18 protein-coding genes are annotated in these 16,099 nt (G+C 64.6%); 11 read left to right on the top strand and 7 right to left on the bottom strand.

The window, feature by feature from the left end:
- The 4 genes from zwf (at window position 1) to NMG80_RS25195 (ending at window position 4,251) form a co-directional block, all read left to right on the top strand.
- Window positions 1-1,377: a glucose-6-phosphate dehydrogenase gene (zwf, locus tag NMG80_RS25210; RefSeq protein WP_254020612.1), complete on the top strand. Its 1,377-nt coding sequence runs from the start codon at window positions 1-3 to the stop codon at window positions 1,375-1,377.
- Between the two features lie 16 nt (window positions 1,378-1,393).
- Entirely contained in the window at window positions 1,394-2,098 is a 705-nt protein-coding gene (locus NMG80_RS25205; RefSeq protein WP_254020611.1) for an ROK family protein, read from the top strand.
- Between the two features lie 146 nt (window positions 2,099-2,244).
- Window positions 2,245-2,706: a Ros/MucR family transcriptional regulator gene (locus NMG80_RS25200; RefSeq protein WP_023800548.1), complete on the top strand. Its 462-nt coding sequence runs from the start codon at window positions 2,245-2,247 to the stop codon at window positions 2,704-2,706.
- 303 nt (window positions 2,707-3,009) lie between these two features.
- On the top strand, window positions 3,010-4,251 hold the full coding sequence (locus tag NMG80_RS25195) for an MFS transporter (RefSeq protein ID WP_254020610.1): 1,242 nt from the start codon (window positions 3,010-3,012) through the stop codon (window positions 4,249-4,251).
- Between the two features lie 12 nt (window positions 4,252-4,263).
- Here the strand turns inward: NMG80_RS25195 and NMG80_RS25190 are convergent, their stop codons facing one another.
- The 6 genes from NMG80_RS25190 to hemC all read right to left on the bottom strand — a co-directional run bounded on the left by NMG80_RS25190 (window position 4,264) and on the right by hemC (window position 10,370).
- Complete coding sequence (locus NMG80_RS25190; protein ID WP_254020609.1) at window positions 4,264-4,980, bottom strand: glutamine amidotransferase; 717 nt, start codon at window positions 4,978-4,980, stop codon at window positions 4,264-4,266.
- A 13-nt stretch (window positions 4,981-4,993) separates the two neighbouring features.
- Window positions 4,994-5,473 carry a tellurite resistance TerB family protein gene (locus NMG80_RS25185; protein ID WP_254020608.1) on the bottom strand — a complete coding sequence of 160 codons (480 nt, stop codon included), beginning with the start codon at window positions 5,471-5,473 and terminating at the stop codon, window positions 4,994-4,996.
- Between the two features lie 45 nt (window positions 5,474-5,518).
- On the bottom strand, window positions 5,519-7,096 hold the full coding sequence (locus NMG80_RS25180) for a heme biosynthesis protein HemY (protein WP_254020607.1): 1,578 nt from the start codon (window positions 7,094-7,096) through the stop codon (window positions 5,519-5,521).
- 10 nt (window positions 7,097-7,106) lie between these two features.
- A complete protein-coding gene (locus NMG80_RS25175; protein WP_254020606.1) occupies window positions 7,107-8,633 on the bottom strand; it encodes a phage tail protein in 1,527 nt (508 codons plus the stop codon).
- 92 nt (window positions 8,634-8,725) lie between these two features.
- A complete protein-coding gene (locus NMG80_RS25170; protein WP_254020605.1) occupies window positions 8,726-9,442 on the bottom strand; it encodes a uroporphyrinogen-III synthase in 717 nt (238 codons plus the stop codon).
- A gap of 1 nt (window position 9,443) precedes the next feature.
- Window positions 9,444-10,370: a hydroxymethylbilane synthase gene (gene hemC / locus NMG80_RS25165; protein WP_254020604.1), complete on the bottom strand. Its 927-nt coding sequence runs from the start codon at window positions 10,368-10,370 to the stop codon at window positions 9,444-9,446.
- A 104-nt stretch (window positions 10,371-10,474) separates the two neighbouring features.
- Between hemC and tsaD the strand changes: the two genes are divergently transcribed.
- From tsaD to NMG80_RS25135, 6 genes are all read left to right on the top strand, one after another.
- The gene (gene tsaD, locus NMG80_RS25160; protein ID WP_254020658.1) at window positions 10,475-11,560 is read left to right on the top strand and encodes a tRNA (adenosine(37)-N6)-threonylcarbamoyltransferase complex transferase subunit TsaD; all 1,086 of its coding nucleotides are present in this window, start codon (window positions 10,475-10,477) and stop codon (window positions 11,558-11,560) included.
- Window positions 11,557-12,567 (top strand): NAD(P)H-dependent glycerol-3-phosphate dehydrogenase, encoded by a 1,011-nt coding sequence (locus NMG80_RS25155; protein ID WP_254020603.1) that lies wholly within the window; start codon window positions 11,557-11,559, stop codon window positions 12,565-12,567. Before tsaD ends, NMG80_RS25155 begins: the two co-directional genes overlap by 4 nt.
- Before the next feature lie 25 nt (window positions 12,568-12,592).
- On the top strand, window positions 12,593-12,889 hold the full coding sequence (locus NMG80_RS25150; protein ID WP_254020602.1) for a YciI-like protein: 297 nt from the start codon (window positions 12,593-12,595) through the stop codon (window positions 12,887-12,889).
- 126 nt (window positions 12,890-13,015) lie between these two features.
- Window positions 13,016-13,441 carry an EVE domain-containing protein gene (locus NMG80_RS25145; protein WP_027154811.1) on the top strand — a complete coding sequence of 142 codons (426 nt, stop codon included), beginning with the start codon at window positions 13,016-13,018 and terminating at the stop codon, window positions 13,439-13,441.
- Window positions 13,396-14,094, top strand: coding sequence for a class I SAM-dependent methyltransferase (locus NMG80_RS25140; protein WP_254020601.1), 699 nt, complete (start codon window positions 13,396-13,398; stop codon window positions 14,092-14,094). Before NMG80_RS25145 ends, NMG80_RS25140 begins: the two co-directional genes overlap by 46 nt.
- Window positions 14,095-14,228: 134 nt before the next feature.
- Entirely contained in the window at window positions 14,229-14,651 is a 423-nt protein-coding gene (locus NMG80_RS25135) for a DUF1761 domain-containing protein (protein ID WP_254020657.1), read from the top strand.
- Between the two features lie 86 nt (window positions 14,652-14,737).
- Here the strand turns inward: NMG80_RS25135 and gcvA are convergent, their stop codons facing one another.
- Window positions 14,738-15,673, bottom strand: coding sequence for a transcriptional regulator GcvA (gcvA, locus tag NMG80_RS25130; RefSeq protein ID WP_254020600.1), 936 nt, complete (start codon window positions 15,671-15,673; stop codon window positions 14,738-14,740).
- 164 nt (window positions 15,674-15,837) lie between these two features.
- On the opposite strand from gcvA, the gene NMG80_RS25125 reads away from it, so the two are divergent.
- On the top strand, window positions 15,838-16,099 hold a 262-nt coding region (locus NMG80_RS25125), incomplete at its 3' end, for a hypothetical protein (RefSeq protein ID WP_254020599.1).

The following is a 16,099-nucleotide window of genomic DNA, read 5'->3' as shown; positions in this document are numbered from 1 at the left end:
ATGAACCAGGAACGGTCCGACACGCTGGTGCTTTTCGGGGCGACCGGCGATCTCGCCCATAAGAAGATCTTCCCCGCACTTTACGCCATGGTGGCCAAGGGAACGCTCACCGAGCCGGTGATCGGCGTCGCATTCGATGCCTGGGACCTGAAGCAGTTGCAAGCGCAGGCCCGCGACGGCATCGTTAGGGACATCGGCAAGGTCGACGAAAAAATCTTTGCGAAACTTGCCTCGCTGCTTCGCTATGTCAGCGGCGACTACCGCAGCGCCGCGACTTTCGAGAAGCTGAAAAGCGCGCTCGGAGCCGCACAGCACCCGCTGCACTATCTGGCGGTGCCGCCGACCATGTTCGAGACGGTCATCCAGGGGCTGGAACAGTCGGGCGCAGCCCAGGGCGCGCGTCTGATGGTGGAAAAGCCTTTCGGTCACGATCTGCAATCGGCGCGCTGGCTGAACCGGGTCCTGCACCTGGTGTTCGACGAGCAGTCGATCTTTCGCATCGACCATTATCTCGGCAAGGAGGCGATCCAGAACCTGCTCTATTTCCGCTTCGCCAATTCCTTTCTCGAGCCGATCTGGAACCGCAATTTCGTCGAGAGCGTGCAGATCACCATGGCCGAGGATTTCGGCGTCGAGGGTCGCGGCCGCTTCTACGACGAGGTCGGCTGCATCCGCGACGTCATCGAGAACCATCTGCTCAACATCCTGCTGCTGCTGGCCATGGAGCCGCCCGTTGGCCGCTCGGCCAACGATCTGATCGACGAGAAGGTGCAGGTGCTGCGGGCGATCCGGACGCTGACCAGGGACGATGTCGTGCGCGGCCAATTCAAAGGCTATCTCAGCGAGCCGGACGTCGCGCCAAATTCGCCGGTCGAGACCTTCGCCGCGGTGCGTTTCTTCGTCGACACCTGGCGCTGGCGGGACGTGCCCTTCTTCATCCGCGCCGGCAAATGCATGCCGGTGCACGCGACCGAGGTCATCGTGCGTTTGAAGCGGCCGCCGCTCGACGTCTTCGACCCGATCAAACCCGGAGATGCGAATTACGTCCGTTTCCGCATCGACCCGCAGGTGGCGATCTCGATCGGCGCCCAGCGCAAGGCCGCTGGTGACGACATGATCGGCGAGCAGGTCGAACTCACCGCGCTGGACGACAGCAAGGGCGACATGCCGCCCTATGAGCGGCTGATCGGCGATGCCATGAACGGCAACGGCCAGTTGTTCACCCGCCAGGACGCCAGCGAGCTCGCCTGGCGGATCGTCGGCCCGGTGCTCGGCGACTCGACCCCGCCGCACCTCTATGAGCCGGGGACTTGGGGCCCGGCCGATGCGATGGCCGGGTTCGGACCGCCGAACGGCTGGATCAATCCGGCGAAATGAACTCGGAGGCGACGCAGTGGCCAAAGCGGCGAAAAAGCCGGCATCGGACAGCGAAAAGATTGTGCTTGCGATCGATATTGGCGGCTCCCATGTCAAGATCCTCACCAGCGCCGGCGGCGAGGAGCGCAGAGCCGATTCCGGACCCGGCCTGACGCCGCAGCAGATGATCGCTTCTGTGCAGACGCTCGCCGATGGCTTGCCCTACGACGTCGTCTCGATCGGTTATCCCGGCCCGGTTCGCCACAACAGGCCTCTGGCCGACCCCGCCAACCTCGGCAAGGGCTGGGCCGGATTTGACTTCGCCACGCAGTTCGGCAAGCCGGTGAAGCTGGTCAACGACGCGCTGATGCAGGCCGTCGGCAGCTATGAAGGCGGGCGCATGCTGTTCCTGGGCCTCGGAACCGGCCTCGGTGCTGCGATGATCCTCGACAACGTCGCCCAGCCGATGGAGCTCGCGCATCTTCCCTATAAGAAGCGCGGCAGCTTCGAGGACTATGTCGGCGAACGCGGCCTTGAAAAGCGCGGCAAGAAGAAATGGCGCAAACACGTCTTGGACGTCGTCGAGCGGCTGCGCGCCGCCCTGCAGCCTGACTATGTGGTCATCGGCGGCGGCAATGTCGACAAACTGGACGAATTGCCTGCCGGTTGCAGGCGTGGCGACAACACACGCGCCTTCGAAGGGGGATTTCGACTGTGGCGCGACAAATCCCTGATTGTCTGATATTATAGCGGTTCGGGTCAGACCTGTTGATCTGGCCCGGCCGTTAGTATTGTTATTCAAAATAATGTGTGGCGTGGTGCGGCGTCATTGCGTTATGCAGATTTGCCGACTAGGAATTCTGCAACCCCACTAACGGAGAAAATAGATTGACCGACGACAGCAACAAAGCCCGCAAGGACATCGACCTTCTCGAGCTGACCGCTCACATCGTGTCCGCCTACGTCGAGAAGAACCGCTTGCCCGCTTCCGGGCTCGGCGATCTCATCGCCAGCGTCAGCGCGTCGATAGGTGGGCTCGGCCAGCCCGCCGTTCCGGTCGCAGCACCGCTGATCCCGGCGGTCAATCCCAAGAAATCGGTGACGCCGGATTACATCATCTGCCTCGAAGACGGCAAGAAGTTCAAATCCCTGAAGCGCCATATCGGCGTTCATTTCGGACTGACGCCGGATGCCTACCGCGCCAAATGGGGCTTGCCGGCTGACTATCCGATGGTCGCGCCGACCTATGCGGCCTCGCGCTCGCAACTGGCGAAGGCGATCGGCCTGGGCCGCAAGGCCGCCCCGCCGGCGCCGGTCAAGAAGACCAGGAAGCCCAAGGCCACGGTCTGACGCGTTCGAAGTCGCCTTTGACGCTCGAGATTGGCGAAAGCCGTCGCGACGTCCAATCTCCCCCCTTGAGGGGGAGATGCCAATTTGTGGCAAGAGGGCAGGACAGAGGGGGGCTCAACCTGCGCACCTAACAACCTCTCCACCCCTGCCGAGCTGTGCAATTAGCATGATAGCCGGAAATCCTTGATCCAGGGCCGATTTTTGCGCGCGCCTCGCACCGAACTGCGTTAAGAGCGCTGTGGTCGGACCAGCGCCTCGTGGAAGTGCCCCGCCGGCCGACTTCCTTGCCACGGGGCCTGATTCATGACACCCGAACCTCACGCACCGCCCGACCGGCGCTATGCCGCCTTCCGGCACAAGCCCTTCCTGAGCTATTGGGCGGCACGCTTCCTCGCCACATTCGCCACCCAGATCGTATCCGTCGCCGTCGGCTGGCAGGTGTACGACCTGACCCGCGATCCGTTCGATCTCGGCCTTGTCGGCATTGTCCAGTTCCTGCCTTCGCTGCTGCTGGTGCTGATCACCGGGGTGGTCGCCGACCGTTTCGGCCGCCGTCTGATCATGGCGCTGATGGTGCTGCTGGAGGCGATCTGCGCGCTGGCCCTGCTGCTGCTGACGCTGCGCGGCCTTAGCGGACCGGGATTGATCTTCGGCGTGCTCGCCATGTTCGGGATCGCGCGCGCCTTCTTCGGACCGGCCGCGGCTTCGCTGTTCGCCAACCTGGTGCCGCCAGAGGATTTCGGCAACGCGATCGCCTGGAATTCGTCAGCCTGGCAGACAGCGACCATCGTCGGACCGGTCGCCGGCGGCCTGCTCTACGGGCTCTCGGCGGAAGCGGCATACGGTACCGCTGCCGTTCTGATGTTTGTCGCCGCGGTGCTGGTCTTCACCATCCCAAAGCCTGCCCAACGCAGCGAGACCGACAGGCCGACGATGCAGACCCTGTTTGCCGGCTTCGGCTATATCTGGAGCGAGAAGATCGTGCTTGGCGCCATTTCGCTCGATTTGTTCGCCGTGCTTTTGTCCGGCGCCACGGCGCTGCTGCCGGTCTATGCCCGCGACATCCTCGAACTCGGCCCATGGGGCCTGGGACTGTTGCGTTCGGCGCCGGGGATCGGCGCCATCTGCGTCGCCATCTGGCTGGCCGGGCATCCGATCCGCAACCATGCCGGCGTGGTCATGCTCGGTTTCGTCGCGCTGTTCGGCGCCTTTACGGTGCTGTTCGGCCTTTCCACCATCACCTGGTTGTCGATCGCAGCGCTCGCCTTGCTCGGCGCCACCGACATGTTCAGCGTCTACATCAGAGAGACGCTGATCCAGCTGTGGACACCGGACAAGGTTCGCGGCCGCGTCAACGCCGTCAATCAGGTTTTCGTCGGCGCCTCCAACGAGCTTGGCGAATTCCGCGCCGGCACCATGGCGGCGTTGATCGGCACTGTGCCCGCGGTGGTGATTGGCGGCGTCGGGGCAGTCGTTGTCGCCGGGCTGTGGGCGGTGCTGTTCCCGCAGCTGCGCAAGGTCCGCCACCTCAACGGGCGAAACTGATCCGGAGCACGCTCACGACAGCGCGGGCTTGCCGAAGATCGTCTGCAGGAATTCGCCAAGCCAGCGCTTCAGATGCATGTCCCAGATCAGCCGGCCGCCGAGATGATCGCGACCGGGCTGCGCGCCGGGCAACTCGAAGCGATGCGCGCCGCGAACAACCCAGCGCTGCATCATCGCCCTGGTCAATTCGCCATGGAACTGGATGCCCCAGGCATTGTCGCCATAACGAAAAGCCTGGTTGGGATAGGTTTCGGCCGTCGCCAGCAGCGTCGCGTCCTTCGGCAGCGAAAAGCCCTCGCGGTGAAACTGATAGACCATCTCGGGCCAGCGCATCAGCTTCTTGCCCGCCTCGGTCGCTGTCAACGGATACCAGCCGATCTCGACCAGCCCTTCGCCATGGCCTTCGACCTTGCCGCCAAGATGGTTGACCAGCATCTGCGCGCCGAGGCAGATGCCGAGCAACGGCCGGTTCTCCCTGAGCGGAATTTTTAGCCAGTCGGTTTCGCGGCGGACGAACTCGTCCTCGTCATTGGCGCTCATCGGTCCGCCGAACACCACGGTTCCGGCATGACCGTCCAGTGTTTCCGGCAAGGCGTCGCCGAGCGGCGGGCAGCGGAGATCGAGGTCGAAGCCTTCTTCGATAAGCATGTGGCCGACGCGCCCTGGGCTCGAACTCTCCTGATGCAGCACGATCAGGATTTTTGGTCTCGGCCTCGGCGTGGGTGGCATCGGGGGATCCCGTCTATTCGTCGCTCGACGTTCCAGCCGCGCCCGGCACTTCGGCGGCCGCCTTGCGGCGTGCCTCGACCCGGTCGTGGCGTTCGACATCCATCAGCTCGGCGACCCGCCAGACGATATTGTCCTCGAGTTCGTGCAATTCGCCATCGGCATAGACGATTTCCCACATCAGGCCGATGAAGGCTTTTCGCGCGTCCGGATCGAGCTGACGCTTCAAAACGCTGGTGAAGGCGTAGAGGTCGATCGCCTCATTGTCGGCCCGCTCGCCGGCAGCGGCAAGCGCGTCGAGCTCGTCGCCGCTGATCGAATAGCTTTCCGCCAGCACCACCTTGAACCGTTCCCATTCGGCATCCTGACGCACGCCGTCGGCACTCATCACATGGTAGAGAAGGGCGGATGCAGCAACGCGCGGATCATCGGCGTTGTTGCCGGCGCTGCCAACTCCCGGCAGGTCTTTCAGAAACGACAGAACGCGTTCGAACATGTGATTCCTACTTCCCATCCGCCAAAACTAGCAAGCTCAGCCAAATCAGAACAATCGAAACTTGCGTGGCGATTTTTGGTCTTCGTCGTCCGGATCGACGCCGGGATCGTCGGGCAGCCGGGCCATTTCCTCCACCGGTTCGACAGCTTCCGCATCTGTCGCGGTGACCGGCTCAACATCGTCTTCACCAGTTTCCGATGCCGCTGAGGTGGTCGGTCTTTCGGCCGAACCAGCGGGGTTCAGCTCGATCACATTTTCCTTTGCCGACTTCGTTGGCGCCGCGATTGTTGGCACGGCGTCCGGCGCATCCTCGTCACTGTCGATGAGCTGGCCGAGCCGCTCCATCGGCGCTCGCCACTCGAAGGCGTCGAGCTTGCCGGTGATCGGCGACACCGGCGCCCAGCGTTCGGAGACGACGCCATCGGCGACCCAGGCCGGATCGCCCGGTGCACGCACAGCCTTGGACAAAAGCTGCCGCACCTTGCCCTGATCGCCGGTCTCGGCCTCCTCGATGTCGGCCAGAAGCAGATAGGCGCCTTCGCGGCGATCCATGCGGATGGCTGCCTCAGCCTCTTTGCGGGCGGTTGAAAAGTCCTGCGCGTCGAGCGCGGCGCGCGCCACCGCCAGCGACGATTCGGCGTGGTTCTTCTTCATCTCCTGCAGCTTCTTCGCCCGGTTCAGCCGGTCGAGCACGGCATCGCCTGGCCGGGCGTGGCTGTAAAGCTCGGCGATCTCTGGATGCGGCTCGGCTTTCCACGCCGTTTCGAGGATCTTCGCGCCTTTGCGCACATCATTGTGTCTGAACAGCAGTTTGGCTGCGATTACCGCCGCCGGCGCGAAATCCGGCCGCAGCCGGTTGGCCTCCAGAGCAGCGGTTTTGGCGGCATTGGGATCGCTGTCGATCAGCGCCTGCGCCTTGGCGGTGAGCAGCACGGCGCGACGCCGGTTGGCGGCATCGCGCTCGATCTGCCGCGTTGATTTCTGCGCCTCGACCAGTTTCAGCGCGCCGTCCCAGTCGCCGCGCCCGGTCAGGTCTTCCAGCGTCGATTCGGCGGCCCAGGCCAGCTGCGGCGCCATCGCCGCGGCGCGGCCGGCGTAGTGCCGCGCCGCGTTGCGGTCGCCGAGGCGTTCGGCCTCGAGGTAAAGCCCGCGCAGGCCGAGCAACCGCATTTCGGGATCGTCGAGCATGGTCTCGAACTTTTCCCGGGCACCCTCATGGTCGCCTTCGAGCAGCGAGGCTTGCGCCTCCAGCAATTGGATCAGCGGCTCCTGGTCGGAGCGGATCAGCTTTGCCGCTTCCTTGGTCTTCTTGCGGGCGAGCGCTCCGTCACCGGCGCCGGCGGCAATCATGCCGGTCGACAGCGCCTGATAGCCGCGATCGCGACGGCGCACGCGGAAATAGCGCGAGATGGTGTAGGGGCTGTTCCACAGCGCCTTGAGCAGCCACCAGACGATCATCACCGCGGCAACCACGGCAACGACCGCCACCGCCGCCACCATCAGGCTGACCTGGTATTGATAGCCGCTGAAGGTGACCACCATCTCGCCCGGGCGGTCGGCCAGCCAAGCGAAACCCAGCCCGAGCGCGAAAACCACGGCGAGGAAGAGCAAAATGCGAATCATCGGGTTGCCCTCACGCCTTCATCGCACTGGCGATCAGCGCGTCGACCTGCTTCTCGACCTCGATTCGCGCCTTCAGTTTGCCGGCAAAATCGGCGCCGGCGGCCTTCACCGCCTCGGGTAGCCTATCGTATTCGCTGAGCGCCGTGGCGTAATCGCCCTGGTTCACCGCCACCTCCATGCGGGCGACGGTTTCCGGTGCCCCGGGGCCTTCGACGGCACCGATCGGCCTGACCTTGACCAGCGATTGCGCGCTCGACAGCAGGTTTTGCAGGAAGCCGGCATTCTGGTCGACGGGCTCGGAGGCAGCGACCATGGCACTGGCGGCGGCAGGCATTTCGGTTGCGATATCAGCCCGGGTCGGAACGCCCGTTTCGGCGTAGGGACGTAAGGCTGCGATCGCTGGAGCATCCGGCGAAATCGCCGCAAAAGTTTCGAGTTCGGCGGCGAATGGCGCACCACGGTCGAGTGCTGCCTTCAGCGCCGATGCGGCGATGGCGAGCGCAACCTTCGGCTGCCCGACCTGTTCCTCGACCTTGCCGGAAAGCTGCGACACCGACTGTTCCAGCGCCGCGAGCCGGCCGTCCTGTGCCTTCGCCGTCTCACCGGCGGATTTCACCGCCGCGTCGAGCCCGGCCAGCTTTTCGTTGAGCGGTCCGAGATCGACCGCCGCCGTGTTGCCGGTCTGGCCAAGCGCCGCAACCGCCGTCTCGATCTGCCTGATCTTATCGCCGAGGGCTGCAAGCCCGGCTGTGTCGCCTGCTCCGCCCTGCTCGATCGCCGATTTCAGCGCCGCGACATCCGTCTTGACCTGATCCAGCGCCGACGACAGCCCGTCCACCTTGGCCGAGGCGTCATTGCTGCCGGCTGTATCCTTGAGCCCGGCAATCTCGCTCTTCAGAGAAGCGATTTCGCTATTGACGCCATCGAGCGACACGCCGCCCGAGGATAAATCGCCACCCCCTGGCGCGCCGAGCAGGCCGGCAAACTGCAGCCCTCCGGCGGCAGCCAGCGCGATGACGCCGCCGATAATGCCGGCAGCGATGCCGTTGATGCCGCCACGCTTCGGCTGTGCTGCCATATCTTCATTCCCTGTCGGGGTTTCCTTCGGCGCCTCTTCGGTGCCGCTGGTCCCCATACCACTGGTCCCCGTCCCACTGGCCCCTGTCCCACTCGATTTGGTCGATGCGTCGTCGAAGCTGTAGTCGAAGCCCCGGTTCGCCGATGCCTCCGAGCCGGCCGGATAAGTCGGTTTGGGTCCTTCAGGGCTTTTGGCGCCACCCTCTGCCGGCTCGTCCGAGCCGGCTGACGGGGCCGCTTCGGCATGTTCCCACGGCTCGATGTCGGTCTGGTCGGCATGGACGGGTTCTTCAGGCGCTTCCGGCTGCGCCGCGTTTGCCGCTTCCTCAGCCTTCGCCTCGTCGGTCCGCCCGTTGGCTGCATCCTCGTCGGCAACGCGCGAGACAGCGCCGGGTTCGAGCTCGATGGTCACTGGCTCACGACGGCTTTTCGAATGCCGCATCTTCGGCGTCTTGACCATGCTTGGGCTCCGCAAAAATTCGCTTCGGGATGGTTCAGGAAGGGTCTAGCACATCACCAAGCGGTGAAAAGGGGCGGCGTGATGACACGGGGTCAAGGCGACGTCCGCAAAAGCTCCAGCAGCGCCTCCTCGCTGGGCTCCGGCGCAACGCGGAGCTGTTCTGAGGCAACAGTCTCCAAGGCTGCGGCGATACGTCCGGACAGGGCAAAAAAACATGTCTTTTTAAAAAGCTCACCCAGCGCCGGCCGACCGGCCAGGGCCTGCACCGCTGTGGCCGCCTTGGCCGAATAAAGCAGCGCCGCCTCGACCGGCCTGCCGGACAAGCGCGCAAGAACGGCCTCGTCGGAATAATCCAGCGCAACGGTGTCATAGGTCTCAACGACCCGAACCCGAACGCCTGCCGGCTGCAGCCGCTGCTCGAAACCCGAAAACCGCACCCGCCCGCACAGATAGACGACGGTTTGTCCGGCGTAATCGCCGGCAAGCGCATCCGCCAGCGCCTCGGCATCGCCCGGTCCTTCGCCGACGGACACAAACCCGGCTGCACGGGCGGCCTCCGCTGTCCGTCTGCCGACGGCATGGCAAGACAAACCGGCAAGCGCTGCGATGATTTCCTTCGGCGCATGGCGCACGGCATTGGCGCTGGTGACGGCAACGGCCACGGCATTGATTGCCATCCCGTCCGCATCGAGCGGCAGCGCCACCGTTTCAGTCAGCGGCAGCAGGATCGGCTCAAAACCCACGTCCTCAAGCCGCTGCGCCGTGCGCGAGGCACCCGGCTCCGGCCTCGTCACCAGGACGCGACGCATGTCAGGCCCAGCCGTCGAAGAATTTTTCGCTGGCCTTGGCCCGCACGGTCCGGGCGGCTTCATCGCCGATGCGCGCGGCATCCTGCGCCGGGCCTTCCACCTTGACCTCATGGGATTGCGCGCCATCCGGCGAGATGATCAGCCCGCCGAAGAAGACCGTTTCGCCCGATATCGTCGCATGGCCGGCAATCGGCGTGCGGCAGGAACCGTCGAGCGCTGCCAGGAAGGCGCGTTCGCAGGCCAGCGCCTGCCCGGTCGGCACGTCGTGGATTATCGTCAGCATCCTTTCCACATCGAGGTCGCCGACGCGGCTTTCGATGCAGATCGCGCCTTGCCCCGGCGCCGGCGGAAAGCTATCGAGCGGCATCAGCTCGGTGGTGACATCTTCGAGCCCGAGCCGCTTCAGCCCGGCATAGGCAAGGATGGTGCCCTCGGCGACGCCCTCGTCGAGCTTGCGCAGCCGCGTCTGCACATTGCCGCGGAACATCACCACGTCGAGATCCGGTCGCATCCGCCGGATCAGCGCCTGGCGCCTGAGCGACGACGAGCCGACCTTCGCGCCGTGCGGCAATCCGGCGATCGTTTTGGCCGCCTTGCCGACGAAAGCGTCGCGGGCATCCTCGCGCGGCAGGAAGGCGGACAGTTCCAGCCCGTAGGGCAACACCGTCGGCATGTCTTTTGACGAATGTACGGCGATGTCGATGCGGCGAGCCAGCAGCGCCTCCTCGATCTCTTTGGTGAACAACCCCTTGCCGCCGGCTTCCGCCAGCGGCCGGTCCTGGATGCGGTCGCCGCTGGTCGAGATGACGACCACTTCGAACGCCTCCACCGGCATCCCGTGCGCCGCCATCAGCCGCGCTTGCGTTTCATGCGCCTGCGCCAGCGCCAGCGGGCTGCCGCGTGTTCCGATTTTCAAGGTTGTTTGCATGGCGCGCCGTCCGTGATAACCCCCGGCAGATCAAGGCCGTTTTCCCGGCTTTCTCCTAACGGGGAAAGCCTGGTTACACAATCTCTAGGGATGGCAACGAATTGATCCGCGTTCTGGGCATTGAGACGAGTTGCGACGAGACCGCCGCCAGCGTCGTAGCGTTGGACGGCGGCGGCGCGCCGAAAATCCTGTCCGATATCGTGCTCAGCCAGATCGAAGAGCATGCCGCCTTTGGCGGCGTCGTGCCGGAAATCGCCGCACGCGCCCATGTCGAGGCGCTGGACGGCATCATCGAGGCCGCGCTCGCCGATTCGGGCGTCGATCTCGCCCACATCGACGCGATTGCTGCGACCGCCGGCCCCGGCCTGGTCGGCGGGCTGATCGTCGGGCTGATGACGGCGAAAGCCATTGCCGCGGCCGCAAACAAGCCGCTGATCGCCATCAACCACCTCGAAGGCCATGCGCTGACCGCGCGGCTGACCGACGGGCTCGACTTTCCCTACCTGTTGCTGCTGGTGTCCGGCGGCCACACGCAGATCGTCGCGGTGCGCGGCGTTGGCGACTACCAGCGCTGGGCGACAACCATCGACGATGCGCTCGGCGAAGCTTTTGACAAGACGGCCAAGATGCTCGGCCTGCCCTATCCAGGCGGGCCGAATGTCGAGAGGGCGGCGGCGGCCGGCGACGCCGCGCGCTTCGCCTTCCCGCGGCCGATGAAAGGCTCGGCGCAGCCCGATTTCTCCTTTTCCGGGCTGAAGACCGCCGTGCGCCAGGCGGCGACTGCCATTGCCCCGTTGAGCGACCAGGACGTCGCCGACATCTGCGCCTCCTTCCAGGCGGCGGTGGCGGATGTGCTGGATGACCGTGTTGCGAGGACGCTGAACCGTTTCCGCCAGGAATTTCCGAGCGAGCTGAAGCCTGGGCTCGTCGTTGCAGGCGGTGTCGCCGCCAACCGGACGATCAAGACGACACTCGAAGGCCTGTGCGAGAAAGCCGGTTTTGCTTTCGTCGCGCCGCCGCTCAAACTCTGCACCGATAATGCGGCGATGATCGCCTGGGCCGGCATCGAGCGGTTGCGCGCCGGCATCGCGGGTGAAAACACCGCCGATTTCGTGCCGCGTTCGCGCTGGCCGCTGGACAGCATCTCCGCTCCAATGGTCGGCTCGGGCCGGCGCGGAGCCAAGGCATGAGCGGTAGCGGGCACAAGGTACCAAGCGGCTGGCGCATTGCCGTGCTCGGCGGCGGTGCCTGGGGCACCGCGTTGGCGCTGGCTATGCTGCGCGCCGGTCATTTCGTCCGGCTCTATGCGCGCGACCCGGAGACCGTCACCGCGATCGACCGTGGCGAAAATCCGCGCTATCTGCCGGGAATCGCGCTCCAGGCCGGCATCGTGGCAACGAGCGACATCGGGGCCGCGCTCGACGGCGCCGACTGCGTGCTGGCGGTGGCGCCGGCGCAGTCGCTGCGCGCCATGCTGGCCACCGCGAAAGCCCATTTTCCGAAAGACGTCCCACTGGTCCTCTGCGCCAAGGGTATCGAGCGCGACACCGGCGCGCTGCTGTCGGCGATCGCTGGAGAGATCCTGCCTGAAAATCCGGTCGCCGCCCTGTCCGGCCCGAGCTTCGCCACTGACGTCGCCAGGGGGCTGCCGACGGCCGTGGTGGTCGCCGCCGGCAATGAGGGTCTGGCGGCCGACCTGGCCGCGCGCTTTTCGGCGCAGAATCTGCGCTGCTATTCGAGCGACGACCTTATCGGCGTCGAGATCGGCGGCGCGCTGAAGAACGTCTTCGCCATTGCCGCCGGCGCCGTCACCGGCGCCGAGCTCGGCGCCAGCGCCCAGGCCGCCATGGTGACGCGCGGCTTCGTCGAATTGCGCCGCATCGGCGCTGCTTTCGGCGCCAGGCCGGAGACGCTGATGGGGCTTTCCGGCCTCGGCGACCTGTTGCTCACCTGCTCGTCCGCCCAGTCGCGCAATTTCGCCTACGGGCTGGCGCTGGGGCAAGGCAAGCCACTTGCCGGGCTGCCCTTGGCCGAAGGGGTGCCGACGGCGGCGATCGCCGCCCGCATCGCCTCCGAGCGCAACATCGATGCGCCGATCATCACCGCCGTCGCCGCCATACTGGACGGCACGATCACCATCCGCCAGGCTGTGTCGGCGCTGATGACAAGGCCGCTGAAGACCGAAACCGACGTGTAATGTTGAACAATCCGGAGATGGAAAGATGCTGTTTGCGCTGATTTGCAAGGACAAGCCTGGAGAGCTGCAGGTGCGGCTCGATACGCGGCCCGAGCATGTTGCCTTTTTGGAGGGACTGAACGGCGAGAACAAGCTGGCCTTCGCCGGTCCGTTCCTCGACGCCGACGGCAAGCCGAACGGCAGCCTCGTCGTGGTCGAGGCGCCCGATCTGGCGGCGGCAGAAGCGCTGTCGGCAGCAGACCCCTACGCCAGGGCGGGGCTGTTCGAGAGCGTCGAAATCCGGCAATGGAACTGGACCTTCAACAAGCCGGCGAGCGCATGACCCCGAAAATCGGAATCGATTTTCGGAAAGGATCATGCGCAAAATCAAAGTGCTGCAGCGTCCTTTGCGCGTCTGAAAGACTCGCGGCGCTGTAGCTGATCGCCAGCTGCCAAGGGGAGCAAAACAATGAACTACTGGCTGTTCAAATCCGAACCCTCAGTCTTCTCCTTCGAGGACCTCAAGGCGAAGGGCAAGGCCGGCACGCAATGGGACGGCGTGCGCAACTATGCGGCGCGCAACAACATGAAGGCGATGCAGATCGGCGATCTCGGCTTCTTCTACCACTCCAACGACGGGCTCGATGTGGTCGGCATCGTCGAGGTCTGCGCGCTGGCCCATCAGGACACCACTACTGACGATCCGCGTTGGGAATGCGTCGATATCCGCGCCGTCAAGGATGTGCCGAAGCCGGTGACGCTGGAGCAGGTCAAGGCCAACCCCAAGCTTGCCGAGATGGCGCTGGTCCGGCTCGGACGGCTTTCCGTGCAGCCGGTGACGCCGGCCGAATGGAAAGAGGTCTGCCGCATGGGCGACCTGACGCCGGCGCCGTGACGGCGCTGACGCCAAACAGCGCGAGAAACTTCATCCTCGACAACACGGCGCTGACGGCGCCGCCGCACGTACCGGAGATCGTGCTGCATCTGGCCGACGAGGCGCATGAATTGTGGCAGCGGACCGAGGACGAACTGGCCGAAATCGGCCTGCCGCCGCCCTTCTGGGCCTTCGCCTGGGCCGGCGGCCAAGGCCTTGCCCGCTACATCCTCGACAATCCATCTGATGTGCACGGCAAGCGCGTGCTCGACTTTGCCTCCGGTTCCGGCCTTGTCGCCATTGCGGCGGCCAAGGCCGGCGCGGCAGAGGTGATCGCCGCCGACATCGACCCGTTCTGCGCGACCGCGATCCGCCTCAACGCCGAGGCCAATGACGTCGCGTTAAAGTTCCTCGGCTCGGACTGCATCGGAACCGACACGGGCTGGGATGTGGTTCTGGCCGGCGACGTCTTCTACGACAAATCCTTCGCCGACCGGCTGATGCCATGGTTCGCTACGCTGAAGGCGCGTGGCGCCGACATCATCGTTGGCGATCCCGGCCGCTCCTATATGCCGAAAACTGGACTGGAGCCGCTCGCCGTCTACGAGGTGGCGGTAACCCGGGCGCTGGAAGATGCCCTGGTCAAACGCACGACCGTCTGGCGGTTTGCTTGACGGCATCGCCGAACAGGCGTTTCCATCACGCATCGATTTGAGAATACGCATGTCGTTGTCCCAGAACTGCTGGGCACCCCCGGTTCGGGCCCGGGGGCATGCTTTCGGGCGACATGCTTTCGGGGAGGGAAATCATGGATTTTTCAGCAGTGAACTGGCTGGCGGTGATCGTCGCCGCGGTGGTGGCGTGGTTGTTCGGCGCTGCCTGGTACATGGGCCTGAGCAAGCCGTGGCTCAAGGCCGCCAAGCTTGATCCGGCGACCATGAGTAAATCGCCGTTGCCCTTCGTCATCAGCTTCGTCGCGGAAATTGTCATGGCGCTCGTCATGTCCCTGATCATCGGAGCGATGACCGGTGGCGAACCGAGCCTCATTGCCGGGCTCGTCTTCGGCTTCGTCCTCTGGCTGGGATTCGTTGCCACGACGCTTTCCGTCAATCATCGCTACCAAGGGTTCGGCTGGGACCTGACCATCATCGACTGCGGCCACTGGCTCGGCGTGCTGCTCATCATCGGCGCGGTGATCGGCTGGTTCGGCGCAGGGGAAGTCGCGGGCTGACGCTGCCATGAAAAATAGTTCGACGACTGCCGGCTGATCACTCTGAGCGACCTAACCCGGATAGTGTGAGATATCCGACCTAAAGCTCATCCAAGCGTCGGGTCCGGCTGCGGGTTGTGAACTTCGTTCAGGAGCCAATCCCTGAACGCCACGATCCTGGGGTCGTTAGCCGATCCGATGGGATAGACCAGATGATAGGCGAAGTCGGGCGGAACCTTGATGCCAAGTTCGAAGGGCCGGATCAGCCGGCCCTCGGAAAGGTCGTTTGCCACCATCGCAAAATCAGCGAGTGCGACGGCATTGCCGTCGAGTGCGGCCTGAACGGCGTCGGTCGAGGTGCCGAACACGATCGTTCGGCTGTCGTCGAAATCGTCGACGCCGGCCGCAGCCATCCACATCCGCCAGTTCGGCCAGGTTACGCCTTGTCGCGCCCACTCGATATGGGCGAGCGTGTGATGGAAGAGATCGCGTGGCTCGCGCAGCGGCGGACTGGAGGCCAGCAGGCTGGGGCTGCAGACGGGAATGATGATGTTGTCGAACAGCCGGTGGGTGCAAAGGCCCGGATATTTTCCCGCGCCGAAACGGATGCCGACATCGACGTCGTCCAGCTCGAAATCGCGCAATTCGGAGGCAATGTCGAAACGGAGCTCGATGCCCGGTCGCTGCTTGCGAAAATCGTCGACGCGTCGCATTAGCCATTTTGTCGCGAACTGGGCGTCGAGGGTCACTTTCAGCAGCGCCGTTCCACGCGCCAGCTTGTGCGCCCGTGAGACGGCCCGGCCAAGCAGGTCGAGCGCGTCGGTCGAGGCCTCGAACAGCACCGCGCCCGCCTCGGTCAGCCGGATCGTGCGGCTGGTGCGCGTGAACAGCACGATGCCGAGCTGATCCTCGATTTCCTTGATCTGGTGGCTGACCGCGGCCGGGGTCAGGCCAAGCTCGTCGGCGGCGCGGGTGAAATTGAGGTGCCGGGCCGCCGCTTCGAGCGTCCTCAGCGCACGGGTTCCCGGAAGCAGGCGCGCCATCACTGCAGGACGAAGAGAGGCCGGTCGAGCATTTTCAATCCTCAAACAAAACTTGAAGATGCTGAGAAAATTACTCGTTTCTCGTTTTAATTTCAATCCGGCATGATGGCACCATCGAAATAACATCAAACCGGATTTGACATCCGAATGAAGTGGATTGTGCCATGTCCCACATAGTTATAACTCCTCCAATCACCCGCCCGGCCTGGCTGCACGCGACGCTTGACTGGTTTCGCCATGCGAAAGTTGCGGTTAACATCCCGCAGGAGAACGTCGAGGATCTTCCGGACCGCCAATTGCGCGACATCGGCGCCGAACGCAAGGATGTCGCGCGCGCGATGGACCGGGAACTCGGCCGGTTGGGTCTTCTCGACATTGGCTGGCAGAGGCCGCGGAAGCGGATAGGGAGTAGGGGAGTAGGGGAGT

The sequence above is a fragment of the Mesorhizobium escarrei genome (genome assembly GCF_935825525.1).
In the GTDB taxonomy this organism is placed as follows: Bacteria; Pseudomonadota; Alphaproteobacteria; order Rhizobiales; family Rhizobiaceae; genus Mesorhizobium; species Mesorhizobium escarrei.
The sequence above is the reverse complement of the archived record's forward strand: the minus strand, read 5'-3'. Positions and strand labels throughout refer to the sequence as shown.